This window comes from Marinomonas polaris DSM 16579 (genome assembly GCF_900129155.1).
GTDB classification, from domain to species: Bacteria; Pseudomonadota; Gammaproteobacteria; order Pseudomonadales; family Marinomonadaceae; genus Marinomonas; species Marinomonas polaris.
On sequence record NZ_FQVF01000012.1, the window covers coordinates 124,526 to 149,447 of the forward strand.

Annotated in this window: 24 protein-coding genes; 9 read left to right on the plus strand and 15 right to left on the minus strand. The window is 42.3% G+C overall.

The genetic code is table 11. The annotated features are described in order from the left end of the window. Window positions 1–5: 5 nt before the first annotated feature. The gene (locus BUA59_RS13935) at window positions 6–329 is read right to left on the minus strand and encodes a hypothetical protein (protein WP_072840304.1); all 324 of its coding nucleotides are present in this window, start codon (window positions 327–329) and stop codon (window positions 6–8) included. Window positions 330–647: 318 nt separating this feature from the next. On the opposite strand from BUA59_RS13935, the gene BUA59_RS13940 reads away from it, so the two are divergent. The 4 genes from BUA59_RS13940 to BUA59_RS13955 all read left to right on the plus strand — a co-directional run bounded on the left by BUA59_RS13940 (window position 648) and on the right by BUA59_RS13955 (window position 4,949). Further along, on the plus strand, window positions 648–1,712 hold the full coding sequence (locus tag BUA59_RS13940; protein WP_072840305.1) for a GGDEF domain-containing protein: 1,065 nt from the start codon (window positions 648–650) through the stop codon (window positions 1,710–1,712). Window positions 1,713–1,815: 103 nt separating this feature from the next. Then, the gene (gene glk / locus BUA59_RS13945) at window positions 1,816–2,790 is read left to right on the plus strand and encodes a glucokinase (protein ID WP_072840306.1); all 975 of its coding nucleotides are present in this window, start codon (window positions 1,816–1,818) and stop codon (window positions 2,788–2,790) included. Between the two features lie 19 nt (window positions 2,791–2,809). Beyond that, a complete protein-coding gene (gene zwf, locus BUA59_RS13950) occupies window positions 2,810–4,285 on the plus strand; it encodes a glucose-6-phosphate dehydrogenase (protein WP_072840307.1) in 1,476 nt (491 codons plus the stop codon). Window positions 4,286–4,322: 37 nt separating this feature from the next. After that, complete coding sequence (locus BUA59_RS13955) at window positions 4,323–4,949, plus strand: bifunctional 4-hydroxy-2-oxoglutarate aldolase/2-dehydro-3-deoxy-phosphogluconate aldolase (protein ID WP_072840308.1); 627 nt, start codon at window positions 4,323–4,325, stop codon at window positions 4,947–4,949. A gap of 87 nt (window positions 4,950–5,036) precedes the next feature. Here BUA59_RS13955 and BUA59_RS13960 read toward each other — a convergent pair whose 3' ends face one another. The 5 genes from BUA59_RS13960 to rpsU form a co-directional block, all read right to left on the minus strand. Then, the gene (locus BUA59_RS13960; protein ID WP_072840309.1) at window positions 5,037–6,443 is read right to left on the minus strand and encodes a PhoH family protein; all 1,407 of its coding nucleotides are present in this window, start codon (window positions 6,441–6,443) and stop codon (window positions 5,037–5,039) included. Between the two features lie 348 nt (window positions 6,444–6,791). Next, on the minus strand, window positions 6,792–8,630 hold the full coding sequence (gene rpoD / locus BUA59_RS13965; RefSeq protein WP_072840310.1) for an RNA polymerase sigma factor RpoD: 1,839 nt from the start codon (window positions 8,628–8,630) through the stop codon (window positions 6,792–6,794). Between the two features lie 115 nt (window positions 8,631–8,745). Continuing rightward, the gene (dnaG, locus tag BUA59_RS13970; RefSeq protein ID WP_072840311.1) at window positions 8,746–10,746 is read right to left on the minus strand and encodes a DNA primase; all 2,001 of its coding nucleotides are present in this window, start codon (window positions 10,744–10,746) and stop codon (window positions 8,746–8,748) included. Window positions 10,747–10,750: 4 nt separating this feature from the next. After that, on the minus strand, window positions 10,751–11,197 hold the full coding sequence (locus tag BUA59_RS13975) for a GatB/YqeY domain-containing protein (protein ID WP_072840312.1): 447 nt from the start codon (window positions 11,195–11,197) through the stop codon (window positions 10,751–10,753). A gap of 185 nt (window positions 11,198–11,382) precedes the next feature. Then, window positions 11,383–11,598 (minus strand): 30S ribosomal protein S21, encoded by a 216-nt coding sequence (rpsU, locus tag BUA59_RS13980; RefSeq protein WP_009835737.1) that lies wholly within the window; start codon window positions 11,596–11,598, stop codon window positions 11,383–11,385. 435 nt (window positions 11,599–12,033) lie between these two features. Between rpsU and tsaD the strand changes: the two genes are divergently transcribed. Further along, window positions 12,034–13,071 (plus strand): tRNA (adenosine(37)-N6)-threonylcarbamoyltransferase complex transferase subunit TsaD, encoded by a 1,038-nt coding sequence (tsaD, locus tag BUA59_RS13985; protein WP_072840313.1) that lies wholly within the window; start codon window positions 12,034–12,036, stop codon window positions 13,069–13,071. A gap of 1 nt (window position 13,072) precedes the next feature. Then, window positions 13,073–13,438 (plus strand): dihydroneopterin aldolase, encoded by a 366-nt coding sequence (gene folB / locus BUA59_RS13990; RefSeq protein ID WP_072840314.1) that lies wholly within the window; start codon window positions 13,073–13,075, stop codon window positions 13,436–13,438. Between the two features lie 70 nt (window positions 13,439–13,508). Here folB and BUA59_RS13995 read toward each other — a convergent pair whose 3' ends face one another. The 8 genes from BUA59_RS13995 to BUA59_RS14030 are packed head-to-tail and all read right to left on the minus strand — an operon-like array spanning window position 13,509 to window position 21,475. Then, entirely contained in the window at window positions 13,509–14,606 is a 1,098-nt protein-coding gene (locus tag BUA59_RS13995) for a tRNA nucleotidyltransferase/poly(A) polymerase-related protein (protein WP_072840315.1), read from the minus strand. 6 nt (window positions 14,607–14,612) lie between these two features. Beyond that, window positions 14,613–14,933: a thiosulfate sulfurtransferase GlpE gene (glpE, locus tag BUA59_RS14000; protein WP_072840316.1), complete on the minus strand. Its 321-nt coding sequence runs from the start codon at window positions 14,931–14,933 to the stop codon at window positions 14,613–14,615. After that, the gene (locus BUA59_RS14005) at window positions 14,930–15,757 is read right to left on the minus strand and encodes a symmetrical bis(5'-nucleosyl)-tetraphosphatase (protein ID WP_072840317.1); all 828 of its coding nucleotides are present in this window, start codon (window positions 15,755–15,757) and stop codon (window positions 14,930–14,932) included. The genes glpE and BUA59_RS14005 overlap by 4 nt, the downstream gene beginning before the upstream one ends. Before the next feature lie 8 nt (window positions 15,758–15,765). Beyond that, entirely contained in the window at window positions 15,766–16,140 is a 375-nt protein-coding gene (gene apaG / locus BUA59_RS14010) for a Co2+/Mg2+ efflux protein ApaG (protein WP_072840318.1), read from the minus strand. Continuing rightward, a complete protein-coding gene (gene rsmA, locus BUA59_RS14015) occupies window positions 16,141–16,941 on the minus strand; it encodes a 16S rRNA (adenine(1518)-N(6)/adenine(1519)-N(6))-dimethyltransferase RsmA (RefSeq protein WP_072840319.1) in 801 nt (266 codons plus the stop codon). It lies immediately after the preceding gene. Next, a complete protein-coding gene (gene pdxA, locus BUA59_RS14020; RefSeq protein ID WP_072840320.1) occupies window positions 16,938–17,957 on the minus strand; it encodes a 4-hydroxythreonine-4-phosphate dehydrogenase PdxA in 1,020 nt (339 codons plus the stop codon). The genes rsmA and pdxA overlap by 4 nt, the downstream gene beginning before the upstream one ends. Window positions 17,958–17,966: 9 nt before the next feature. After that, window positions 17,967–19,217 (minus strand): peptidylprolyl isomerase, encoded by a 1,251-nt coding sequence (locus BUA59_RS14025; RefSeq protein WP_072840321.1) that lies wholly within the window; start codon window positions 19,215–19,217, stop codon window positions 17,967–17,969. Window positions 19,218–19,219: 2 nt separating this feature from the next. Continuing rightward, window positions 19,220–21,475 carry an LPS-assembly protein LptD gene (locus tag BUA59_RS14030; RefSeq protein ID WP_072840322.1) on the minus strand — a complete coding sequence of 752 codons (2,256 nt, stop codon included), beginning with the start codon at window positions 21,473–21,475 and terminating at the stop codon, window positions 19,220–19,222. A gap of 128 nt (window positions 21,476–21,603) precedes the next feature. Between BUA59_RS14030 and djlA the strand changes: the two genes are divergently transcribed. Beyond that, on the plus strand, window positions 21,604–22,407 hold the full coding sequence (gene djlA / locus BUA59_RS14035) for a co-chaperone DjlA (RefSeq protein ID WP_072840323.1): 804 nt from the start codon (window positions 21,604–21,606) through the stop codon (window positions 22,405–22,407). Window positions 22,408–22,423: 16 nt separating this feature from the next. Here djlA and BUA59_RS14040 read toward each other — a convergent pair whose 3' ends face one another. Further along, window positions 22,424–23,422: a DUF3530 family protein gene (locus BUA59_RS14040; RefSeq protein ID WP_072840324.1), complete on the minus strand. Its 999-nt coding sequence runs from the start codon at window positions 23,420–23,422 to the stop codon at window positions 22,424–22,426. Window positions 23,423–23,511: 89 nt separating this feature from the next. Here BUA59_RS14040 and rpe point away from each other — a divergent pair, with 89 nt between their 5' ends. Further along, window positions 23,512–24,183, plus strand: a complete 672-nt coding sequence (gene rpe / locus BUA59_RS14045; RefSeq protein WP_072840325.1) for a ribulose-phosphate 3-epimerase — start codon at window positions 23,512–23,514, stop codon at window positions 24,181–24,183. After that, entirely contained in the window at window positions 24,183–24,863 is a 681-nt protein-coding gene (locus tag BUA59_RS14050) for a phosphoglycolate phosphatase (RefSeq protein WP_072840326.1), read from the plus strand. Before rpe ends, BUA59_RS14050 begins: the two co-directional genes overlap by 1 nt. Window positions 24,864–24,922: the final 59 nt, after the last annotated feature.

Sequence of the window (24,922 nt, forward strand, 5' to 3'; positions counted from 1 at the left end):
AATAGTTAGATACGAGTGTTAATTTGTTGCTCTAAACTCTCAACGGCATCATATTGATACGCTGGGCCTTCTGCTAAAGGCTCGAAGCTTAATGCTTTTAGTAGGGCGATGTTTGCAATGGGGTTTTCTCCAATGCTGTGCGAAAATTGAATGGGCCGTGTAATTGCGTGAGGCTGATGAAAGTTTAATTCATCCTGGGTATCGATAACAGACGGCCCGGGTTGATTGAATAGACTCATTAATAAGGCAAAATGAGCATTGCCAGAAACCGGTTTGCCCGCTTTGCTGCTTTGGGTTACCTGTGTTTCAACAATTTCTCTTAAATTCATTTATGTGCCTATTAAATCATCTACGATAAAGCTATCGGCACAGAGCGATTTTTCTTAAAGAAAACAGGGAATTAATTAAAAATGCTTTTTCATCAGTGATAGGTGCGATGGAATGTTGCTATTTTGACTTTTATCGTTAGGTGAGTATTTTTAAATTGTGATTTTTTGTATATAAGGCTATCAATTTTTGTTCAATGTATAGCCCAAAGTGTTTAAGCATCGTACTATAATGCATTATAGATCAATTATATTTTTAGGGTCTTCTGCTTTTATTTAGAAAAGTGAGCCGCTTAACATCAGTGCGGTAGGGCATAGTGCATGCATGATATTAACGAACTGATCGACAATGTTAGACGTAATGAAGAGATTGCACGCAAATTCTTTGAGATAGAGCGTTGTATACTTTCGATTGGACGTTGTGATCAGTTTGTTTCAACATTAACCAAGGAAGTGCAGAAGCAGTTTAGTGTGCCTTATGTTTGGGTGAATCTAATTAATGAAGCACCTTTGTCTCATCTAATAGAAAGTCTAGAGAAAATGCCTGATCTACGAGATAGGGTGCTTTTTACAAGACGTCGTTCTATGATCGATATCATCAAGTCCAGTAATAAAACCGTTTTAGTAAATACTAATTTAAGCCGATGCTGGGAAATCATTCCCTCTGTTTATCGCGATATTATTTCTTCTGTCGCCATTTCTCCTTTGACTATTGATGGTGAGTTGGTTGGATTGTTTTGTCAGGCCGATTCAGACAGCTCTAGATATGATGCGACGACAAAAGATACTTTTTTACTTGATCAGTTAGCGATTAAAATCTCTATTTGTTTGAGTAATGTGACGGCAAGGGAAAAGCTAGAGTATTTGGCGACACGAGATCCATTAACGGGCTTATTAAACCGTCGACAGCTAGAGTTGATGCTAGATCGTGAGTTTGCTCGCTCTAAAATGCAGGAGCGTGATTTAACTGTTGTATTCATTGATTGTGATGCCTTTAAGTCCATTAATGATACGTTAGGCCATAATTGTGGTGATGAGGTATTGGAGTATATCGCTAAGCGTTTGCTAAAATACGTTCACAAGCAAGGTTTAGCATTTCGATTTGCAGGTGATGAATTTGTGTTTGTTATGCCTGGAAAAAGTTATGAGCAAGCCATTTTGGTGGCGGAATCTATCCAAGAATATCTACAATCTAATCCATTAAGGTATAAATCTAATCTTGTACCTATTACTATTAGTTACGGTGGTGCCAGTGTCATGTCTGATTCGCCTAGTAACTATAAGCATCTGTTGAAAGTGGCAGATGAGCGCCTCTATGACTATAAAAATAACCGTAAACGATTGGTGCCAACAAAGGTCTTTAAATTTTTAAATAGACTAAGATAGTTTTGTAATTTTATTACATTATGGTGCTTATTTTTTCAAGATCGCGGTATTTTTCACCTCAATTTTGTTGTAAAATTTCAAAAAAATTAAATAGGGTTCGTTTATGTCCCATGCTTTAATCGCCGATCTTGGTGGAACTAATGCGCGTTTTGCTTTGGTTCCTATCCATCAATACGAGCCTCTAGAAGTTAGAGTGCTTCCTTGTGAAAATTACGATAATTTTTTTGATGCTGCAGCGGATTATATCGAAAACTGCAGTATTGGTATGGATAAAATAGACGCTATTGTTTTGGCGATTGCAGGTCCTGTTAATCAGCCAGTAATACAGTTTTCTAATAATCCGTGGAAGTTTACTCGTGATGAAGTGCAGTCCTATTTTGGTGATAATAAAGCCGTTGCCTTATTAAATGATTTTGATGCCGTTGGACATTGCTTGGAAATCCTTAAACCTGAAGATATGGTTGTCATTGGAGAAAGCTCTACGGTCGATCCAAAAGGTGCTTGTTGGGTAGTTGGAGCTGGCACTGGTTTGGGAATATCCTGCGTTGTTCCTCAAGATAATGGGCCTAATATTGTTTTGCCAGGAGAGGGCGGGCATGTTGATTTATCTGCCTGTAATGATGTTGAAGATGATATTTTAAAATTTCTTCGTACGCGCCATAAGCGAGTTTCAGCAGAGCGTGTTTTATCTGGCATGGGCCTTGAAAATATATACGAAGCACTGGCTCTGCGTGAAGGTGTTGAAAAGCGTTTAACCGCGCCTGAAATTGGCGAAGCGTTAAAGCTTGGTAATGATCCTATCGCAATCGCTACGTTGGAACAGTTCTTTGTATTTTTAGGTAGAGTTATCGGCGATCTAGTATTGTCCGTTGAGTCTCGCGGCGGTGTTTATATTGCCGGTGGTATTGTGCCTCGTTATTTAAAAGATATTCTTAAAAGTGGTTTCCGTGATGCGATGCAAGACAAAGGTCGTATGAAAGAATTTGTTTCCCCTATTCCGACTTTTGTTGTGATGTCTGAATACCCAGGGCTGATGGGCTGTGCATGTTACGCGTCCCATCTTGTGTCGAAAGCCTAGATTAGTTGGAGAATAAAGAATGAAGGCCAGTTTAAAAGCCTGTGATGTTGTAATTTTTGGTGGTGGTGGCGACCTTGCTATGCGTAAGTTGCTTCCAGCTTTGTTCCATTTGGATATGGATGGTTTGCTTGCTCCAACGACTCGCATTATCGGTGCTTCGAGACGTGAGGTAAGTACAGAAGAGTACCAAACTAAAATTCGAGCAGCGCTTGATGAGTTTGTGCCTTCAAGTATTGGCGATGAAAAAACATGGCCGCGCTTCAAAGAGCGCCTGAGCTATGTTTCTGTTGATGCTCAGGAAGAGTCAGACTTCTCGCGACTAAATGATCACCAGGTTGGTGGCGATGATCGTGATGTTGTATTTTATCTTGCAACTTCTCCAGACCTATTTGGATCTATCTGTTCGTCATTAGCCGCTCATGGTTTAAATGCGCCTCGTATGCGTGTTGTTTTAGAAAAACCGCTTGGTCGAGATCTGGTTTCTTCTCGTGCTATTAACGATGAGGTGATGAAGAACTTTAACGAGCAGCAAGCTTTTCGTATTGATCACTATCTTGGTAAAGAAACAGTACAAAACCTGTTGGCGATTCGTTTTGGTAACACACTTTTCGAACCTTTATGGGACAGTGCGCACATTGATAACGTACAGATTACTGTGTCAGAAACGGTTGGAGTTGAAGGTCGTTGGGGTTATTACGATAAAGCCGGTGCGATGCGTGACATGGTACAAAACCATTTGATCCAGCTTTTATGCTTAGTTGCGATGGAGCCTCCTGGTCGAATGGATGCTGATTCTGTTCGCGATGAAAAGATCAAAGTATTAAAAGCGCTACGCCCAATTGCTGGGGCAAATGCTTATACTAAAACCGTTCGTGGTCAATATGCGAAAGGCATGATTAAGGGTAAGGATGTTCAAGGTTACTTTGATGAGGAGGGTAGTAACCCGAATTCAAGAACCGAAACATTTGTTGCTTTGCGAGCTGATATTGATAACTGGCGTTGGGCTGGCGTGCCGTTCTATCTAAGAACAGGTAAGCGTTTGGGGCAGCGTTATTCTGAAATCGTTATTCAGTATAAATCCGTACCACATAGTATTTTTAGTGATGAAAGCAATCGTCAGCTTCAGCGTAACCAGTTGATTATTCGTCTTCAGCCAGAAGAAAAAATCTCCTTAACTGTAATGAATAAGGTTCCAGGTGTGAGCGAAGGCATGATTCTTCAGCCCGTTGATTTGAACTTGAGTCTGACAGAAGCGTTTAACGATAAGCGTAGCCCGGAAGCTTATGAGCGATTATTGCTTGATGTGATGCGCAACGATGCAACTTTGTTTATGCGCTACGATGAAGTAGAAGCGGCTTGGAAATGGGTGGATGGAATCATGTCCGCTTGGAATCAAACTAGTGAGCGTCCAAAAGAATACGCTTCTGGTTCATGGGGTCCTGCAGCGTCTATGGCGTTGCCAATTAAAGACGGCCGTAACTGGCACGACTACTAGCCCTTAAACAAAGAAGTCTTCAAAAAGGAAAGTAATAATGACCATCTCTTATACTGCCGAACAAGTGATGACAGCAACGCCTGTTGTTCCTGTTATTGTTGTTGATGATGTCGCTCAAGCGGTTGCACTTGGTAAAGCACTTGTTGCTGGCGGAGTACCTGTTTTAGAGGTTACTTTGCGTACTCCGGCTGCCTTGGAAGCGATTACTGCGCTTCGCAAGGAGGTTCCTGATGCTATTGTTGGCGCGGGGACTGTGTGTTCGCGTGCACAATATATTCAAGCGATTGAAGCTGGTTCACAATTTATTATCAGTCCAGGAATGACGGCGGATTTATTAGCTGTCGGTAAAGAGTACGATGTACCTTATCTGCCTGCGGTCGCGACTATTTCTGATATTTTGTTGGGGATGGAATACGGTTATGACCGTTTTAAATTCTTCCCAGCAGAAGTGAATGGCGGTGTGAAAGCGCTGAAAGCATTTGGTGGTCCGTTGCCTCAAATTAAATTCTGTCCAACTGGTGGTATTGGTGCTGATAACTTCCGTGAGTATTTAGCGCTGCCTAACGTGCTTTGTGTTGGCGGTTCTTGGATTGTTCCAACGGATTTGGTGCGTGCTGGTAAATGGGATGAAATTACTGAGTTGGCGAAATCTGTCGCTCGCTAATAAGAAGTAAATAACAGATTTATAAAGTTAAAAAAGAGGAAGAGCGTGTGCTCTTCCTCTTTTTTTGTTTTTCAGTATTGGCCATTGTTATAGGTTTTCTTCGGCAAATTCAGCGAGTCGGCTTCGTTCTATGCCATTGACGTGCATGATACTGGCGTATTTAAAGGACTTAGTTTTTTCGACTAGGTAGGTTAAACCTGATGTTAGTGGAGTTATGTACTTGTTATCGATTTGTGCCAAGTTACCAAGTACGATAATTTTTGAATTACTGCCTACTCGCGTCACGATGGATTTGAGTTGAAACTGAGTTAATCCTTGAGCCTCATCAATAATAATTAGAGCATTGTTGAATGATCGGCCGCGCATGAAGTTCAAAGACTTGAACTGAATGTTGGCTTTTTGTTTAACGTATTCGATGCTGCTAAAAGAGTGTTCGTCGGCGCCGTGCAAGATCTCTAGGTTATCATCAAATGCAGCTAACCAAGGTGCCATTTTTTCTTCTTCCGTACCTGGTAGGAAGCCAATGTCTTCTGCCATTGGTGGTGTTGATCTTGCTACGATAATTTTATTAAAGCGCTTTTCCTCCATAGTAACTTGTAATCCATAAGCTAAGGCTAATAGTGTCTTGCCTGAGCCTGCTGGGCCAGTCATTACCATTAAGTCTGAGTTATCATGGCGTAATAGGTAAAACGCCATAGCTTGCTCTAGATTGCGTGGCAATATGCCCCAGAAGTTTTGGTTCATCAGATGCTGTTTGTTTATATCGAGCAAATAAACGTGTTCTTGATCGAGGTTGACAACAAATCCAATGAAGTCTTCATCATCAATCACAAACATATTGAAATAGATGTTGGGTAAATGGCTCTTGCTAATAACGTGAACGGTGTGGCGGCCATGAGCTTCTGTTTTTACGCTTTCTATAGTGGACCAAAAGCTCCCGCTGAATTGTATATAGCCTTTGCTCATTAAGTCTAGATCATCAAGAACCTTGTCTTTTCTGTAGTCTTCTACGCGCTCTAGCCCTGAGCCTTTTGCCTTGATGCGCATGTTGATGTCTTTGGTTACCAGACACACTGAGGATCGTGGGTGGGTAGCTTGTAAGCTTAGGCCAACATTAATGATGCGGTTGTCGTTAGCATGGTCGTGGTTGCCATTTAAAAAGGGAATATTATCAGTGAGGGTGATTTGTTGATCTGGATAAATAGCTAAGGAGCCTTCGCTGCGTTTGTTTTGGTCTTTGTCCACATCGTTACTGACAACTCGGATTGGCACGCCTGCTTGTAATTCACGAGGTGATGCATCACCGACTATTTTATCAATAGTATTAATGGCCACACGCGCTTCACGGCTAACGTCTTTATCTCTTCTGTCTTTAATGACATCCAATTCTTCGAGGACGGTCATAGGAATAACGACCTTATGTTCGGCAAACGCATAAATCGCCAAGGGATCGTGCAGTAGCACATTGGTATCAAGAACGTAGATTTTTTCCATAGAGTATTACTCCTGCAATGAACATGAAGTTTTCTTTTGAAGAGCGCATAAACGAACAAAACAAATGGTACTTAGTGTCTTTGTGGAGAGCTGATATTTTTGCGGGGGTGGAGCATAATGTTGTAGGAAGTGGCTGGCTGAATGTTAAATTCGCCAAGGGTGGGTAGAAAATTGAGCTATTTTGGTTATGGTTTTGTAGCAAGCTAAACCTCACTGTCTTTATCCATACTCTAATCAGAGTGTATGACAGTTTTGTTGCTTATGCTTGTTCTAATAGGATTTTTTAACATTTTTTAGTTATAAAAAAACCGCTGTTTATGGCAGCGGTCTTTTTTGTGTAGACTAGTCTCAATCGTCTAAGAAGCTTCTTAGATGTTCTGAGCGGCTAGGATGACGTAGTTTGCGTAGTGCTTTAGCTTCGATTTGACGAATACGCTCACGAGTAACGTCGAATTGTTTACCGACCTCTTCAAGAGTGTGATCCGTGTTCATATCGATACCAAAGCGCATGCGTAGAACTTTGGCTTCACGAGCTGTTAGGCCTGCAAGCACCATAGTTGTTGACTCACGTAAACCTTCGATAGTCGCTATATCAATAGGAGATTCAGCGCCATCGTCTTCAATGAAGTCACCTAGGTGGGAATCTTCATCATCACCGATTGGCGTTTCCATAGAGATAGGTTCTTTTGCTATCTTCAACACTTTGCGAATCTTGTCTTCAGGCATGTCCATGCGAGCAGCCAATTCTTCTGGCGTTGCTTCGCGTCCCATTTCTTGGAGCATCTGACGAGAGATACGATTTAGTTTGTTAATCGTTTCAATCATGTGCACTGGAATACGGATGGTGCGAGCCTGATCGGCAATCGAACGAGTGATCGCCTGACGAATCCACCACGTGGCGTAAGTAGAGAACTTATAACCACGACGATATTCAAACTTATCAACCGCTTTCATTAGGCCAATGTTACCTTCTTGGATAAGATCCAGGAATTGTAAGCCACGGTTAGTGTATTTTTTCGCAATAGAAATAACCAGACGCAAGTTAGCTTCAACCATTTCTTTCTTCGCGCGGCGAGCTCGAGTTTCCCCGATAGAAATGCGGCGGTTGATTTCTTTTAGTTCAGCAATGGTCAGGCCAGTCTCTTTTGAAACCGCACGAAGTTTGCGTTGGCTACGCATAAATTCCGCTTCGTTTTCTTCAAGCGTTGCTGCGTAATCAGCACCAGAAGCAATCTGCTCTTTAAGCCAATCAGGGTTAGTTTCATTGCTTGGGAAGCGCTTTAGAAACTCAGTTCTTGGCATGCCTGATTTACGTACGCACACTTGCATGATAAGACGCTCTTGATCACGTACTTTTTCCATACGTGAACGGACGCGGTCAACTAAATCATCAAACAGTTTAGGAACAAGCTTGATAGGAGCGAAACTAATGCTCAACTCTTCTTGCTTGCTTTGAACTGCTGGATCTTGTCTGTTGCTGTTTTCTAGCAAGACTTTTAGTTCGTTGTAGATGCGTGCAATATCATTGAAACGTAACGCTGTTTCTTCAGGATCTGGGCCGTTATCTGTTTCTTCTTCAGCTGTGTCTGAATCATCATCATCATCGTCACTGTCTACAGTGTCTTCTTCGATGATTGGTTCTTCGGTAACTACATCTTCAAAAACAGGTTCTTCGCCATCACCGTCGATGAAACCGCTAAATATATCGCTTAAACGACCTTCTTCTTCCTGCACTTTTGCGTAAGCGTCAAGTAGTACGTCTACTGCACCAGGGAAGTATGAAATGGCCGCCATGACTTCGCGGGTACCTTCTTCGATACGCTTTGCAATGGCGATTTCGCCTGCACGAGTCAATAGCTCAACCGTACCCATTTCGCGCATATACATACGCACAGGATCGGTTGTTCTGGTGATATCACCTTCTACCGCAGCTAAGGCAGCAGCAGCTTCTTCAGCTGCAGCTTCATCTGTAGCATCGCCTTCTTCCATAAGAAGGCTATCTTTATCTGGAGCAACTTCAGAAACCGTAATGCCCATGTCGTTGATCATGGCAATGATTTCTTCTACTTGCTCCGGGTCTGAAAGGTCATCAGGGAGGTGGTCGTTAACTTCAGCAAAAGTTAGGTAACCTTGTTCTTTACCCTTGGAGATCAGCTCTTTGAGACGTGACTGTTGAGTGTCTGGCATTCGACAACCTATCGTTAGAAATTCATTTGGGAGTTTAGCAAGCCGCGGATTATAACAAAATCAATCACTTTTATCCACCGAATACTATCTTTTTTGAATGAAAATTAAACTGGGTTTAATTTTTTTTCTGTCTAATTAAATCCATTAAATTCCGTAGTTCTTGCTTGCTGCTACTATCCTTTATGGATTCATTCCCCTTACTTTTCAACCGTGCGATGCTGCTATTTAATCCAAGATTTTTTTCTAGTGCTAAAACCATATCGAGCACTTCTTGCTGTGCATTAGTGATTTTTTGCTTGGTTGTGGCGTCTTGGTGGTTTAATAGTGCGTAAATAGACGAAACTGTGGTTTTATCTGTTAATTCACCTAGTAAGTGTCCGGTGTTTTTGTGGGGGTGTTTTGCGAAATATCTCCATATTTTGCAGAAGATTTGTAGTTCGTCATTCGCTTGATTCACTAATGGATCGGGTAAATCGATTTCTTTCGCTATGTGCGGGTGAAGTAAAAGACACAGTGATGCTTGCTTTATTCGGCTGAGGCTTGGTGCTGCCGGTGGTAAAGCTGGTTCGTCGTTGTAAAACTTACCCTTAGAAAAAGGTTTTTTGCTAAAAGGCTTTTTGAACGAGCCTTGTGTTTTGGGTTGAGTCAACGGAGCGCTGTAATCACTATGATGGAAATCATCATAATCGCCATGGGATGACTCGTAATCGTAGTGGCTTAGGTCTGGTGTGTCGCCATCATAATGTTGGATTTGCTGTGTATGGCTTTGAGGTGTTGGCTCATGACCTTCTGTCGGCGTATGTTGGCGGCGAGTTTTAAAAACAGTATTGCCTAATGTCTCGCTATCGATGCCTGACTGATCGCTTAGTTGGCGAATCAAAACCGAGCGAAAGGTTAGCTCTTTGGGTATTTGCTTAATCATCTCCATGGCGTTGCGAGCAAATTGGGCCTCGCCTTCTTCATCACCAAGAGTTACCTGATTTCGGGCGTGATCAAACAAGACATGCGACAAAGATGACGCGTCTTCTAAACGATGGTTAAAGGCTTCTTTGCCTTCTTTTCTGACAAGAGAGTCTGGGTCTTCACCTTCTGGTAAGAATAAAAAACGCACCTGTTTTTCGTCTTGCATGACGGGAAGGGAGGCTTCTAAGCCGCGTATTGCGGCTGCGCGGCCAGCTTTGTCGCCATCAAAGCAGAGTACAACTTTGCTTACCAGTTTAAATAATTTGCGTATATGTTGGCTGTTTACTGAAGTGCCCAGTGTAGCGACTGCATTGGTAATGCCATGTTGCGCTAGTACTATGACGTCCATGTAGCCTTCGACCACAATGATTTGATCGAGTATTGGGGTGTTTTGCTTTGCTTCAAATAAGCCATAGAGTTCTTGGCTTTTTTGAAAGACAGGTGTTTCTGGAGAGTTTAGATATTTGGGTTTTTCGTCCCCAAATGCACGTCCGCCAAAGGCAATAACTCGACCTCGTGAATCACGTATAGGAAAAATAATGCGATCGCGAAAGCGGTCGTAATAGTGGCCTGGCTGATCTTTTTTCTCAATTAACATGCCGCCAAGTAGTAGCTGTTCTTGGCTTTCTGCACGGGTACCGATTTTTTTGAGAAGATTGTCCCATCCTGACGGTGCGTAGCCCAGACCAAATACTTTGGCGATTTGACCGGATAATCCACGATCTTTGGATAAATAGTCTGTGGCTTTTTTCTTGTCAGGATGTTGAGTTAATTGTTGCTGATAAAATTGCGAGCTTTCAGATAAACGTTTTAGTAGCTCTGCATTTTGCTCGTATCTATCTGGTGCACCTTGTTCTCTGGGAACTTCCATGCCTGCGTCTTTGGCGAGTGTTTCAATCGCATCGACAAAATCTACATGGTCATGTTCCATAACAAATGAAATGGCATTGCCGCCAGCACCGCAACCGAAGCAGTAATAAAATTGCTTATTTGGATTTAAGCTAAAAGAGGGGCTTTTTTCATTATGAAAAGGGCAAAGAGCACTGTAATTTTGCCCGGTTTTTTTTAGGCTAATGCGAGACGCAACCACATCGGTTAGGTCGGTTCGAGCCAATAGCTCGTCAATAAATTGATCAGGAATGCGCCCCGCCATTATATTAGCCTAGTTGTGCTTTAACTTGTTTACTGATTTGTGCCATATCAGCACGGCCTTGTACCTGTGGTTTTACAATGGCCATGACGGCGCCCATTTGCTGCATGGAAGTTGCACCAGTTTCTGCAATTGCTGCTTTGACAATCTCACCGACTTCATCGTCAGTCAATGGTGTTGGCAAAAACTCGCTAATAATTACCATCTCTTCTTGTTCGATTGCTGCTAGATCTTCACGGCCGCCATCGATGAATTGTTGATTGGAATCTTTGCGTTGTTTGTTCATTTTATCTAGAACGGCCAATACGCGAGCGTCATCTAGTTCAATTCGTTCGTCTACTTCGATTTTTTTGCATTCGGATAGGATGGTGCGAATGACGGTAACACGCTGTTTTTCTTTAGCGCGCATCGCGGTTTTTAGGGTTTCGGAGATGAATTTTTTTAATTCTGACATGGAATCCTCTTTTAATTCATGGAGCTTTAATTCATTGAGACAGTTACCCGTAACGTCGTACTGGGGTCTCTTTGGAAGCAAAAAAAACGGCTAGTTGGTTAACTAGCCGTTTTTTATAAGCCTAAATGTTAGAAACGTCTAGGCAAACATTTGTTTTTTAGCAAATTGCCAAACGGCAGATTGGCCTAGTACAAACGTTGGAATTTCTTCTGCTCACGAGAAACTTTCTTAGCGTGACGTTTAACAGCGGCTGCTGCGGCACGTTTGCGAAGAGTAGTTGGTTTTTCGTAGCATTCACGACGACGAACTTCAGCCAAAACGCCTGCTTTTTCACAAGAGCGTTTGAAGCGACGTAGAGCGATGTCAAATGGTTCGTTATCTTTTACTTTTACTGCTGGCATGTAATTACCTTTAATAATATTTTTCTAAAGTTTAAGCATTCACAAAAACGGCGTGAATCATACCCGTATTTAATGGGCTTTCAAAGCGCGCTTTTGTTGAACAGAGTGTGATCCAGTACGGATCGATTTTTCTAGGCTAAAAAAGCCCAACCCTGAACAGACTATATGTCGCGTCTGTAACTGTATTCATTCTTTAAGAGGGTGTTTGGATCGCCATTTAACTGATATAAGAAGCGCTTACTTCAGAAGCTATGTGCCAAACTAGAAAAATCACCTGCCTTTTAATTTAAACATTTAAAACGCGCGCATTATAATGCTTTTGCCTTGCCATGTCTAATTTCATTTGAGCTGTCTTTCAAGGAAGTGGCTCTTTCCTCTGCAACGGTGGAGATAGATAGGGTACAATGCGCTCAAATTATTGATGAGATTATTCTGATGAAAGTATTGGGATTAGAAACCTCTTGTGATGAGACGGGTATCGCGATTTACGATACTGAAAATGGTCTTTTGGCTCACAAAATTTATTCTCAAATTGCGCAGCATGCCGAATACGGCGGTGTAGTTCCAGAATTGGCTTCTCGTGATCATGTTCGTAAAACCTTGCCGCTTATTGATGAAGTGTTGCAAGAAGCGGGCATGAAAAAGTCGGAATTAGATGCGATTGCTTATACAAGTGGCCCAGGCTTGGTTGGTGCCTTAATGGCTGGCGCAACAATTGGGCGTTCTCTGGCTTATGCTTTGGGAATTCCTGCATTAGGCGTACATCATATGGAAGGTCATCTTTTAGCACCAATGCTAGAAGAATCTCAACCAGAAATGCCTTTTATTGCTTTGCTGGTTTCTGGTGGTCACACGCAGTTGGTTCGTGTAGATGGCATTGGTGAATATCGTCTTCTAGGTCAATCCCTTGATGACGCCGCCGGTGAAGCATTTGATAAAGCTGCAAAGATGATTGGCTTACCTTATCCTGGTGGACCGCAAATTGCTGCGTTAGCAAAACAAGGTAATTCTAAGTCTGGATTGAAATTCCCTCGTCCTATGACAGATCGCCCGGGGTTAGATTTTAGTTTTAGTGGCCTGAAAACAGCGTTTTTGACGGCAGTCCATGATGCACTAGACCATGATCGTTGTGATGAGCAGTTTAAAGCTGACGCGGCATTGGCGTTTGAAACCGCAGTAGTGGATACCTTAGTTATTAAGTGTCGTCGTGCCTTGGAGGCTGAAGGCTTAAAACAACTTATTATCGCTGGCGGCGTGAGTGCTAATCAGCGTTTACGTGAACAGCTTGAAAGTCAGTTGAAAAAAATCAGAGCTAACGTGTTTTATGCCCGACCAGAATTTTGTACTGATAATGGTGCCATGATTGCTTATGCTGGTGCTCAGCGTTTGGTTAATGGTCAATCTTCTGAATTAAGCTTGTCGATACGTGCTCGTTGGCCCTTGTCTGAATTGCCACCTTTGAAGGAATCTTAATATGAAAGACTTAGTATTTATTGAAGGTCTAAAAACTCAAGCTGTGATTGGTGTATATGAGTGGGAAAAAAAGATTCAGCAAGATTTAGTGTTTGATTTGGAAATGGAGCATGATAATCGTGTTCCAGCCGAGACGGACGATCTAGCTAAGACGCTAGATTACGAAGCTATCTCGAATTATATTTTGGCATTTTGTACCGAGCGTCAGTTTGAATTAATCGAAACGTTAGCGGAGCATTTGGTGGGAGAATTGATCGGAAAATTTAAGCTGAACGCTGTCACGTTAACTTTGCGTAAGCCTGGCGCTGTTCCGTCTGCTCAAGCCGTTGGCGTGAAAATTCACAGAAAATCTGCTGTGACTTATTGAGAAAGTGCTGTTATTTATTAAGACATAAGTGACAGCGTTTTGCTTGTTATAGTTTGATAGCTATTACAAGTTAGCTAATCAGTGGTGAAAGTGTTTTGTCGAGAGCCTCAGCACGTACTTTTTTAAGCGCTTGACCCAATTCTGCACCACTAAAGCCTTGTTTGATTAAAGATGCGGCATTGATCACTGCAATAGTATCCCGTAGCTTCTGCCAGTCCTCAACTTTGCTATTGGTTAAGCGACTTAGAATCTCAATCAGTAAGATAAATGGTTGAGGTTTTTTTATGGCATTGACGGAAATCAACCAGTTTTCCCACGTAGTGGAGTCCATTGGAATGTGTTGGTTCTCTAGGAATGAGCGAGTTTGCTCGGCGAGAATCTTGAACTGATTTGGGCTACGAATACGCTGATGAAGTTGAGTGAGTTCTGCAAGCGGAGTGTTTTTGCAGAGAATGGCCCAGCGCTGAGCAGGTGTTAGCCCAACTTGGTTCAATATATCAGTAAGCGTTTGGTTGTCTTCCAAAATAAATTCTGGAAATAGTTTGTCTAGCGCGTTAGCGTCTTTTAATACTGAAAAGAAAACATTGGCATGGCACGTGTTAAGGGCTTTTTCTAGCTCTTTCCAAATGCGTTCTGCGCTCAGTGTGGATAGTTCTCCTGATGCGCTAATCTCTTGCATCAAAGACATGGTTTCAGGTGCGATAGTAAAGCCAAAATGATGAAAGCGGGCGGCAAAACGAGCAACTCGCAATACGCGTAGCGGATCTTCTATAAAGGCATCAGAGACATGACGAAATACTCGGTCGAGCAAATCTTGTTGACCATTATATGGATCGATCAAAGTACCGTTTTCATCTTGTGCAATGGCGTTTATGGTTAGATCGCGGCGTTCTAAGTCTTCTTCTAAAGTGATGTCTGGTGAAAAGTCACAGATAAACCCAGTGTAGCCTTCACCTTGCTTTTTTTCTTTGCGGGCAAGGGCGTGTTCTTCTTTGCTTTTGGGGTGAAGGAAAACAGGGAATTGTTTACCGACTTGTTGAAACCCTTTTTGTTCAAGTTGTTCAGGTGTAGCGCCTGTGACGACCCAGTCATGGTCGATAACTGGGAGTTCAAGTAAAGCATCTCTAACGGCGCCGCCTACTAGATAAACTTGATAAGGGATTGTCATATTTACCTAGTTACCTGTCTCGCATTGTTCTGGGAACATTGCGCTCCATTGACTAAAGCCGCCATTCAAAGAGTAAACCTCTTTAAATCCTTGTGATGCAAGGTATTCAGCAGCACCTTTGCTGCTGTTGCCGTGGTAGCAGCAAACAATGACAGGCTGGCTTTTCTCTGTGCTATCAATAAAATTTTGTACATTGTCATTGGTAAGGCTAATCGCGTTTGTCATGTGGCTGTTTTGAAAACTAACCAAATCGCGAATATCTACAATAGCCGCATTATTTTCAATGATTGGGAGAGCGTCTGATATATCGATACAAGTGTAAGTCATGAGTTCTTCCGATTAATTGTGCAAGGTGTACTGAAGCGTTGTTTATCCTCGAGGCGTAAAGCTGTTAGGCTTCCGCCCCAGACACAACCTGTGTCTAGCGCATGAATGCGTTCTTTTTGGGTTTTGCCTTCTAAAGCGGCCCAGTGTCCAAAAACAATATGGCAATTTTCAGGTACTTTTGCTGGGTAATTGAACCAAGGTGCGTAACCTTTGGTTGCTGTGTTTATACCTTCTTTAGACTCTAGATCGAGCTTACTGTTCTCATCACAAAACCGCATTCGAGTTAAATAGTTAGTAATAACTCGAAGTCGATCTAGGCCTGTTAATTTCTCGCTCCATTGATCTGGCTTATTACCATACATGGTGGCAAAAAATTCATCAACACTGTCAGATTTCAGTTTGCCTTCTACTTCTTGAGCAAGTGCTTGTGTTTGTTTTAAGTCCCAGCAAGGTGGAATACCTGCATGAGTCATGACGGTATTGAGTTGCTCATCATAGTGAAATAGAGGTTGATGGCGTAACCAATCCATTAGGTCGTCACGGTCACCAGCCGTGAGTATTTCTGTTAGTGTGTCGCCACGCTTTAACTTGCCATAACCATGAGAGACTGCGAGTAAATGTAGATCATGATTACCTAAAACAACAGTCGCATTGCTACCTAGTGATTTGATGAAACGTAGTGTTTCTAGAGACTCTTCTCCACGGTTGATTAGGTCGCCTGCAAACCAGAGCTTATCTTGTTCTGGATGATAATTTATTTGCTCTAAAAGCTGTACGAGAGGCGTGAGACAGCCTTGTAAATCACCAATAACATAGGTTGCCATAATTAGCCTCAGTGAACCTGATTTGGAACTGACAAGGTGAATGGTCTGATAGGGGCTTTGAATTCAGTTCCATCATCTGCCAGAAACTGGTAGCTGCCTTGCATACTACCAACAACCGTTTCCATTACTGTTCCGCTGGTGTAATGGAATGATTCGCCTGGGCCCAAATACGGGTATTCACCAATGACGCCGCTGCCTTTTACTTCTTGAACTTGTTCGTTACCATCAGTAATTATCCAATGGCGGGTTTGAAGTTTGGCCGATTCAGTTCCGCAGTTGGTAATAGAAATATGGTAAGCAAACACGTAGCGCGACTCTGTTGGTGTTGATTGTCCTGCTAGGTATTCTGTACGAACGGAAACCACGACGTCATATTTTTGCATTTACCCTTCCTTTTTGAGGACGTAGTTGGTAATTCGAACAAAGTCTTCTACGTCTAATCTTTCTGGGCGTAGTGTTGGGTCAATGTTTAGAGCAGTGAAATCATCATTGTCTAACACGCCTTTGTAGTTATTACGTAGGGTTTTTCGACGTTGCTGGAAGCCGATTCTTACCATGTCTTCTAACATTTTGATGTTATTGACAGGATGAGGCAGCGTTTTGTGAGGTGTCATTCTAACAATAGCGGAATCAACTTTCGGTGCTGGATCGAATGATTCAGGCCCAACAATAAACAGTGATTCGACAGAGCAGTAATACTGCGCCATAACACTTAATCGTCCATATAGGCTGTCACCTGGACGCGCAGCCAAACGATCAACGACTTCTTTTTGCAGCATGAAGTGCATGTCTTCAATTGCATCGGCTTGGCTTAATAGGTGAAAAATAAGCGGTGTCGAAATGTTATAAGGTAGGTTACCTACAACTCGAATGGCTTGTTCTGGAGTACTTAATGACGTGAAATCAAATTTCATTGCATCAGCTTCATGAACGGTTAGCTCAGGGAAGCGGAACAGATTCACTTTTAATATAGGAATAAGGTCACGGTCAAGCTCAACAACATCCATGCGCTCAGTGACACTGATAATACCTTCCGTTAATGCGCCTTTACCTGGTCCAATTTCAACTATACGTTGTCCTTTTTTAGGACCAATGCACGCTACAATGCGTCGAATAACGCCGTGGTCATGAAGGAAATTTTGGCCGAATCTTTTTCTGGCTTTATGGGGTTGTGGTTTGCTCATTTAGAAAACTTTTTCGCGTTATTTGCCATGTTAATAGCATGTTGAATGGCCACTTTAAGGCTGCCGTTATTTGCTTTGCCTGTGCCAGCCAAATCAATGGCTGTGCCGTGGTCGACGGATGTCCGAATAATAGGCAAGCCTAATGTAATATTTACGGCATTACCAAAACCTGAATATTTTAACACAGGTAAACCTTGATCGTGATACATAGCCAAGGCGCAGTCGGCATCATTTAGGTATTTTGGTGTAAACAGGGTATCCGCTGGCAGTGGGCCAATTAGATTTAAGCCTTCTTGGCGAAGTTTATTGAGGGTCGGGATAATAACGTCAATTTCTTCTTTGCCCAAATGGCCATCTTCTCCTGCATGTGGATTTAATCCACAGACTAAGATTTTGGGTTGCGCAATACCAAATTTTTCTTGTAGATCTTTATTAAGTGCTTTAGCGACAAGGCTGATATTTTTTTCAGTGATTGCAGCAGGCACATCTTTAAGTGGTAGGTGAGTGGTTACTAATGCGACTTTCATCGCTTCTGTCGCGAGCATCATGACAACATGTGGTGACTGGCATTGAGCTTGAAAAAACTCAGTATGTCCAGAAAAGTGAGCGCCGGTTTCACATAAAATACCTTTATGGACTGGTGGCGTAACGATGGCATCGAACTCTTTTTGAATGCAGCCTTCACCTGCTTGTTTTAGTGTTTCTAACACGTAAGGGGAATTCGCAATATCCAGAGTGCCGGCAGCGGCCTTTTTCGTTAGTTGGATCGGCAAAACACTAATAGAACCTTGCTGATGTGCAGTGACATCTTGTGCACTATTTAGTGTTTGAATATTTACTGTTAGGCCTAGAGTCTGCGCTCTGTCTTGAAGTAGCTCAGGATCAGCTAGGATAATTAAGCGAGCAGGAAATGTCTGCTCGCTTAATGCGCTTAAGATAATATCTGGACCGATACCTGCGGGTTCGCCAGAGGTAATGGCAATAATGGGAAGTGATTCTACCTGATTATGTGCCATTATTTTCCCTTAGTTTTTAATATCAATGAAGGCGTCAGCACGTAATTCGTCGAGCCAGTTGCCAAGGACAATGTCTTGCTTTTGTGCGGTTAAAGCGCGTTCAGCATTGCTGCGTTTCACTTTATCGCTGATGTCTGCTTCGCGACGGCCTTCAACTTGAAGAATGTGCCAACCAAATTGTGTACGGAACGGCTTACTAATGTCGCCAATGTTAGTTTTCTTCATCACATCTTCAAACTCAGGAACCATGGCTCCTAGTGTGACCCAGCCTAAATCGCCGCCTTGTAAAGTTGAGCCTTGGTCTTCACTGTACTCTTTAGCTAATTGTGCGAAGTCCGCACCATTTTCTAGTTTTTTATAAAGCTCATCCGCAAGAACTTTAGTTTGCTCCATATTTCGAATTTCATTGGCCCGAACTAGGATGTGTCGAGTTTTAGTTTGCTGTTGTAGCGTTACATCTGGAGAGCGTTTCTCAATCATCCACAATAAATGGAAGCCGGCATTGCTTTGTAATGGACCTATAAGCGGGCCTTTTTCGCTTTCTAATGCCCGTACAAATAGTGGCGGTAGTTGATTTAATGGACGCCAGCCCAAGTCCCCGCCTTCAATGGCAAATTGACCGTCTGAGTTTTCGATCGCTTGTTGCACGAAGTCATTCTCTGAGTGTATTTTTCCTGCAATGGTTTTAATTTTTGCAGCAGCTTCTTCTGGGCTACTTGCTCTAATTATTATATGTCGCAGGTGTACTTGATCTTTTTCTTTGGTGATACTGGTGTCTGAACTGAGGTAATCATCAATTTCTTGGTCTGAAATGGCAATGCGTTTTTTAACGATTTCTCGCTTTATGTTATTAATGAGAATTTCTTGCTCGATTTGCTCGCGATAACGCTCATAATTAATGCCCTTGCTAGCGAGAACATTTTTTAAACCCTGTAAGTCTAGATTCATGTTTTTCGCCACGCCAAGAATAGCATTGTCTACTTCTGAACTAGACGCTCGCATGCCGACTTTGCGGGCATAATTGACTTGTAATGCTTCATCTATCATTTGGTTTTGAATTTGACGATGAATGTTGTCAGTCATGACTCCGCCTGGAACACGGTCCTTAACGATTTGAAAGCGGCTTACAATGTCACTTTCTAAAATAGGACTAGAATCAACGATCGCTGAAATTCCATCAATTTTTGTAGGTGCAGCGTGCAGTGTTTGCAGAGGTACTAATGCAAATAGAATTAAAGAGAAAAAAGAAAATAACTTCATGATTAATATCCAACTTTTCCTTGGTTCCAATAGCTGTCAGCAATATTGTTGGCTTTGTTGTTAGCGCGGCCAGCACTGCTTAAACTACGTAAAATAAATTGTAAAAAGACGCCTCTATCAAACTCATTGTCATCATTGAGCCAATGTTGATAGCTCATCGAAACCTTGATACAGCAGTTTTCATAGCCTAACCCTGCAATTTCTTTAGTGCCATCCTCTCTTAAGAAATCATAGGTATATTGTGTGAACATGGACCAATTTTGATTGATCGGAAAAATAGTTCCTATGCTAGCTTGTTTAGCATCGTCATCTGGATCTGTGTTATTGATCGAGTACAAATAGCTTAGGTTTATTTTTATATCGTCAACAGGCTCTAAAGAAGCGACAAGCTGAGCTAAGTTTACCTCGCTATCGTCTAGGTTGTAATTCAAATTACCCGTTAGACTATATCGGTTACCGTTATAGTTGGCGGACGTCAGTAGGTCACTGCGTTTTGAGTTATCAATGGCTGTGTTCTTATCGGTTCTTCCGTCAATACCAACATAACGGTCCTCTAAATAGAAGATCTGGCCAGCTTTGAAGGCCCATTTTTCATTATTATTTTCATCATATAGACGACTTTCTAAACCAAGAGTTACTTGTTCCGTGTCACCAATACGATCATTACCGTTAAAGCGTGTATGACTAAAGGCCTGAGAGTAAGTCATAGTTGGTTCGCTAGCATCAAAATCAGGAATCTGGTTTTGAGACTCGAATGGTGAATACAAATAATTTAAACGGGGTTCAATCGTTTGTCGCCATACCGTCTGATTATTCAAGAAATTTCGCTCAAATAGTAGTGATGAGTCAACATAGCTAGTGAGATGTCCTACAGATGTGCTGCTATCTGAGTCTGTTGTATAGCTGTGAAGGTCATAATCTCTATATTGAGTTAGAAATCCTGGGGTGAAATTCCCCCAATCGTTACCTAGGTCAAATTTTATGTTTTGATTAAATACTGTTCGCTGACCGTCGAAATTGTCTTCGGCTGGATCATAAAAATCTGTATATTGAACGTCAATTTTATAATCTAAAAATGATGTTGCTATACGATAAGAGCTGTCTATACGAGGTAGCCATTCAAATGGCTCATCATTTTTGTCATTAGGTGTTTGATAGGTTAAGTAGGTCAGCTTGTTAAGAAAATTACCATTGTTAAAGGCAAAATACGCGCTGCGTTCGTAGTGGTCTTTTTCACCAATTGACGTGCTGTTTGCTTCAGGATATTTATCTTTTGTTGGGTTGTCTTCTAATAAAAAACCAGCGTTAAAGTATTGATTAAACTTCTGCGTGGATTTTAATTTTAATAGCGTCTGCTCGCCTTCATCATTATCAGAAAAAGTAGATTGTTCGTAAACTGTTTCGCCATAAGGGCTTAAATGTCGGAATTCTAAGTCAACCCCTTGACCTTTCTTTTGGATAAACTGCGGTGTAATTGTTGCGTCGTAGTTTGGCGCAATGTTCCAGTAAAATGGTGCTGAAAAACTGACTCCATCTGATCCCGAGTAGCTAAAACTAGGGAATAAAAGGCCAGTTTGACGAGAGTCGTCTATTGGAAATCGTAGCCAAGGAAAATAGAATACAGTTAGGCCTGCAATACGAATCTGTACATGCTTTGCTGTACCAAATCCATTTTTGGGGTCTAGTTTTATTGAGCTACCATATAATTTCCAGCTTTCTTCATTTGGTTCGCAGGTCGTGAAAAAGCCTTCCTCGATAAAAACCACACCATCTTGGTTGCGTGATAGTGATTTGGCTTCGCCGCGAGCACCTGATTGATGGCTAAGGAATTTTGCATCTTTGAAAACCGTTGGTGCATCACCGCTGTTTGCTATGTAACCAGTTGAACTGCGGATTAGCTGATTTTCGCTGCGTAATGTGACGTTTCCTGTAGCGAGATAATAATCGTCTGGAATACCTTCAATGTCATCTGCAGACAAGGTAGATTGAGGCTGAATGATCTCCGCCTCTCCTTGAAGATGAATTACACCATTCTCGTCACGAACGATGAGGTCAGCAGCGAGATTTGTTCCCTTCGTATCTGTCGCTTTCCAGTTGCTAATGTATGAACCCTGACAATATCGACTTAGCTGCGCTCGCTGCTCAGTCGTCAGGGATTCTTTGGGAGTCCAGTCCCATTGATCAACTTGCGCTTGTGCAAGAGGCAATATGAAAAGACTTTGAAAAAATAAGGCGTAGGTGCGTAAATGCTTAACCATGCAGGGTATACTTGCCACCAATAATTATTGTCCTAAATCGGATACTGCCCATAAGCGGTTCCACGTAATAAGACAAATGATAATCTAAGCAGGCCCATAGGGGCTACCGATTCTGGAGAAATATCTTTATGTGGAAAGTTGTTTGCGCGATTTTAGGCTATATTTTGGCTGGTTTTTTAGGCGCTTTACTGGGCTTTATCGTCGGCGGAGTCGTTGATAGAGCGCAGACTGGCGGCGCTTTCAGTGGAATTCGTGGTCGTGCGGGTATGCGCCTTCAACAAGAAACTTTTTTTCGCACATTATTTCTTTTAATGGGGCGTTTGGCCAAATCAGATGGTCAGGTATCTGAAGCAGAGATTCAATTGGCGCAATCTGTTATGCAGCGCCTGCGTTTATCACCTGCTGCTCAAGAGCAAGCGAAGCAGTTGTTTAACGAGGGTAAATCTGAAAATTTTGACCTTGCTGCTGTCCTTAATACTTTTAAGCAGACCGTTGGTCCTGGTGATTTGACACGCACTTTATTGGAAGTGTTGTTGGTGTCTGCTTATGCGGATGGCCATTTTAGTGTCGAAGAAAAGTCATTTGTGTCTCAGGTTTGTGCGTATCTAGGGGTGTCTGTTGCTGAATTTGAGGCTTTGCATATCCAAGTTAAGCAGCAAGCGCACTTTAGACAGGGCTACCAGTCTTCTTCTAACTATTCTTCTAGTAATGTGGGATCAAAAGATTTATTAAAGGCAGCATATGAAGCGTTAGGTGTGACGCCAGAAATGAGCGATGCTGATATTAAGAAGGCCTATCGTCGATTGATGAGTAAAAATCATCCAGATAAATTGAGCTCAAAGGGGTTGCCAGATGAAATGATTGAGTTGGCAAAAGAGCGCACGCAAGAAATTCAATCTGCTTATGAAATGGTTAAGAACGCTCGTAAGTAGGTGTTCACTTGACTATTTAATTGTTTATAGGGCTTTCATAGAAAAGCCCTTTTTTTGCACTAGGTAATGATTTTAGTTGGTTTATTTGACTGGTGTTTTGCTTTAAAAAGCCACGAACTCGTTGAATCAATAATTGTTTGCTGTTCTTTCCTGTAACTCTATCTGGCAAGGCGTTTACTTGGACCAAATCGCCAATTTTATCTGTTCTTTGGTTGGCTGCTTGTTTGCGCCATACCGAAAATTGGTCGTTCCCAGTCTTGTCGACATAGTAATCTAAGATAGGCTGCGCGATTTGACGAATTTGTTGTGCCACTTCGTAGTCTGATAGATTCGGAGGGGATTCTATATCGATAAGCGTTAATGCTTTGCCTGCGTCTTTGTTGGCGGCTAGGAATGCTAAGGCGTAGCTGGCGCCAGTACCGTAGCCAAGAAAAGTGAATTGTTCTACTCCTTGTGCTTTGGCGTAATCGATAGTTGCCTGTATGCGAGCGAAAACCAGAGTTTGGTTAGGAAGTTCTTTAGGTGATGATGTGTTTTCTGCTGTCGCTGCGGTTATTTTAACAGGCTCGGCACGTTTAATAATGTCTGGGACTTCAAGGGATAAAGTACACCAGCTGTGCTCCGGCATGGCATCGCGTAATGGTGCGATGGCATCTGGCCAATCAGGGTGTTCGTTGTCTGAATGCAGCATTATTACACAGCCTTGAGTTGAGCTGGTGAGAGATGGTCTATAAAGGGCAAGGAAAGGCTCTGCATTCGCTTCTAAGGTTTGAATTTGGTGATCTAAACGTCTTATTGTTAACGAAGTTTTCAGTGCATCAATCCGAGAAACCTGTGGCTTGGGAATAATGTATTCTTTAGTGTTTTGTGTTGGTGTTGTTTGCGCCGGTGTATTTTGCTGTGGAGTAGTTGTACTGCCGGGGGCTGCTTGTGATTCTTCCGCGAAAAGAGCGGTATTTGTGCTCAAGGAAAGAAGTGCAATGATAGCGTGGTGCAGTGCAGTAAATTTCTTCATTGTTTTCAATACTTCTTTTAAAGGCCTTGTTAAAATACGGTCTAAATTTTCACTATGAGACCTTTATTGTGTCACTGCTGGAGTCAGATATGAATGATTTTATCATTGCCCCTTCGATCCTTTCTGCCGATTTTGCTCGATTAGGTGAAGAGGTCGACAATGTCTTGGAGGCCGGAGCCGACATCATACACTTTGATGTGATGGATAATCATTATGTTCCTAATTTAACGATTGGACCTATGGTCTGTAAAGCATTGCGCAAACATGGCGTGACAGCGGATATTGATGTACATCTGATGGTGAAGCCTGTTGATCGCATGATTGGAGACTTTATTGAAGCGGGTGCTTCTATTATTACTTTTCACCCAGAAGCCAGTGAACACATTGATCGTTCTTTGCAAATGATTCGAGACGGCGGTTGTAAGGCTGGTTTGGTATTCAATCCAGCAACCTCTCTCGAGCATTTAAAATATGTGATGGATAAGATCGACATGGTGTTGTTGATGTCAGTTAACCCTGGGTTTGGTGGGCAATCTTTTATACCTGGTACTCTGGATAAATTACGCGAAGCTCGTGCATTGATTGATGCCAGCGGTTATGACATTCGTCTTGAAGTCGATGGCGGTGTGAGTGAAAAAAATATTGCTGAAATCGCACGCGCAGGCGCAGATACTTTTGTAGCTGGTTCTGCTATTTTTGGCAAAGATAACTACAAAGCTGTCATTGATACGATGCGCAAAGAATTAGCGAGTGTACGTTAATGAAAACGCCTAGTTATTTTTCAAAGTGGTTTGATGGTTGGCCAGAACTGGTTTGCTTGGATCTGGATGGAACCTTAGTTGACAGTGTGCCTGATATTGCTGGAGCGGTAGATGCTTTCTTAGCTGAGCTCGGGGCGCCGCTTGCCGGTGAAGAGCGTGTTCGTAGTTGGGTTGGCTTTGGTTCGGCTAAATTGATCGAGCAGGCACTTGCGTGGGCAGATATTGATTCTGCTAAACAGGAAGAAGCATATCGCATTTTTCTGACGCACTATCATGCGCATTTGACCGACGGCACGATGCTTTATCCAAATGTGAAAGCCTTACTGAAAGCCTTTAAGCATAACGGTGTTCCTGTTGCGTTGATTACCAATAAGCCAAGTGTGTTTGTGAAACCTATGTTAGATCATTTTGAGCTGACTGAGCAGTTTGGTTGGTTGCTGGGTGGTGATACGTTAGAAGAGAAGAAGCCATCTGCTATGCCTTTGTTGCATTGCAGTGAGTCAATTGAAGCCTTGCCTGAAAATTGTCTGATGATCGGTGATTCAATTACTGATTTTAAAGCTGCAAATAACGCTGGTTTCAAATGTGCCTTGGTGACTTATGGTTACAATCAAGGTGTTGATCTTAAAGGGCTGGGCGCTGATGCGATAATTGATGATTTAGCTGAGTTGCTTGTCTGATTTTATTTATGGCGTGAGAGGTGTAAAAAGGCCAGGCTATTTCTAGTTTGGCCTTTTTT

Excerpts from the sequence above, each read along its gene's own strand:
- BUA59_RS13935 (WP_072840304.1), bottom strand. The coding sequence starts at position 329 with ATGAATTTAAGAGAAATTGTTGAAACACAGGTAACCCAAAGCAGCAAA.
- BUA59_RS13940 (WP_072840305.1), top strand. The coding sequence starts at position 648 with ATGCATGATATTAACGAACTGATCGACAATGTTAGACGTAATGAAGAG.
- glk (WP_072840306.1), top strand. The coding sequence starts at position 1,816 with ATGTCCCATGCTTTAATCGCCGATCTTGGTGGAACTAATGCGCGTTTT.
- zwf (WP_072840307.1), top strand. The coding sequence starts at position 2,810 with ATGAAGGCCAGTTTAAAAGCCTGTGATGTTGTAATTTTTGGTGGTGGT.
- BUA59_RS13955 (WP_072840308.1), top strand. The coding sequence starts at position 4,323 with ATGACCATCTCTTATACTGCCGAACAAGTGATGACAGCAACGCCTGTT.
- BUA59_RS13960 (WP_072840309.1), bottom strand. The coding sequence starts at position 6,443 with ATGGAAAAAATCTACGTTCTTGATACCAATGTGCTACTGCACGATCCC.
- rpoD (WP_072840310.1), bottom strand. The coding sequence starts at position 8,630 with ATGCCAGACACTCAACAGTCACGTCTCAAAGAGCTGATCTCCAAGGGT.
- dnaG (WP_072840311.1), bottom strand. The coding sequence starts at position 10,746 with ATGGCGGGGCGCATTCCTGATCAATTTATTGACGAGCTATTGGCTCGA.
- BUA59_RS13975 (WP_072840312.1), bottom strand. The coding sequence starts at position 11,197 with ATGTCAGAATTAAAAAAATTCATCTCCGAAACCCTAAAAACCGCGATG.
- rpsU (WP_009835737.1), bottom strand. The coding sequence starts at position 11,598 with ATGCCAGCAGTAAAAGTAAAAGATAACGAACCATTTGACATCGCTCTA.
- tsaD (WP_072840313.1), top strand. The coding sequence starts at position 12,034 with ATGAAAGTATTGGGATTAGAAACCTCTTGTGATGAGACGGGTATCGCG.
- folB (WP_072840314.1), top strand. The coding sequence starts at position 13,073 with ATGAAAGACTTAGTATTTATTGAAGGTCTAAAAACTCAAGCTGTGATT.
- BUA59_RS13995 (WP_072840315.1), bottom strand. The coding sequence starts at position 14,606 with ATGACAATCCCTTATCAAGTTTATCTAGTAGGCGGCGCCGTTAGAGAT.
- glpE (WP_072840316.1), bottom strand. The coding sequence starts at position 14,933 with ATGACTTACACTTGTATCGATATATCAGACGCTCTCCCAATCATTGAA.
- BUA59_RS14005 (WP_072840317.1), bottom strand. The coding sequence starts at position 15,757 with ATGGCAACCTATGTTATTGGTGATTTACAAGGCTGTCTCACGCCTCTC.
- apaG (WP_072840318.1), bottom strand. The coding sequence starts at position 16,140 with ATGCAAAAATATGACGTCGTGGTTTCCGTTCGTACAGAATACCTAGCA.
- rsmA (WP_072840319.1), bottom strand. The coding sequence starts at position 16,941 with ATGAGCAAACCACAACCCCATAAAGCCAGAAAAAGATTCGGCCAAAAT.
- pdxA (WP_072840320.1), bottom strand. The coding sequence starts at position 17,957 with ATGGCACATAATCAGGTAGAATCACTTCCCATTATTGCCATTACCTCT.
- BUA59_RS14025 (WP_072840321.1), bottom strand. The coding sequence starts at position 19,217 with ATGAAGTTATTTTCTTTTTTCTCTTTAATTCTATTTGCATTAGTACCT.
- BUA59_RS14030 (WP_072840322.1), bottom strand. The coding sequence starts at position 21,475 with ATGGTTAAGCATTTACGCACCTACGCCTTATTTTTTCAAAGTCTTTTC.
- djlA (WP_072840323.1), top strand. The coding sequence starts at position 21,604 with ATGTGGAAAGTTGTTTGCGCGATTTTAGGCTATATTTTGGCTGGTTTT.
- BUA59_RS14040 (WP_072840324.1), bottom strand. The coding sequence starts at position 23,422 with ATGAAGAAATTTACTGCACTGCACCACGCTATCATTGCACTTCTTTCC.
- rpe (WP_072840325.1), top strand. The coding sequence starts at position 23,512 with ATGAATGATTTTATCATTGCCCCTTCGATCCTTTCTGCCGATTTTGCT.
- BUA59_RS14050 (WP_072840326.1), top strand. The coding sequence starts at position 24,183 with ATGAAAACGCCTAGTTATTTTTCAAAGTGGTTTGATGGTTGGCCAGAA.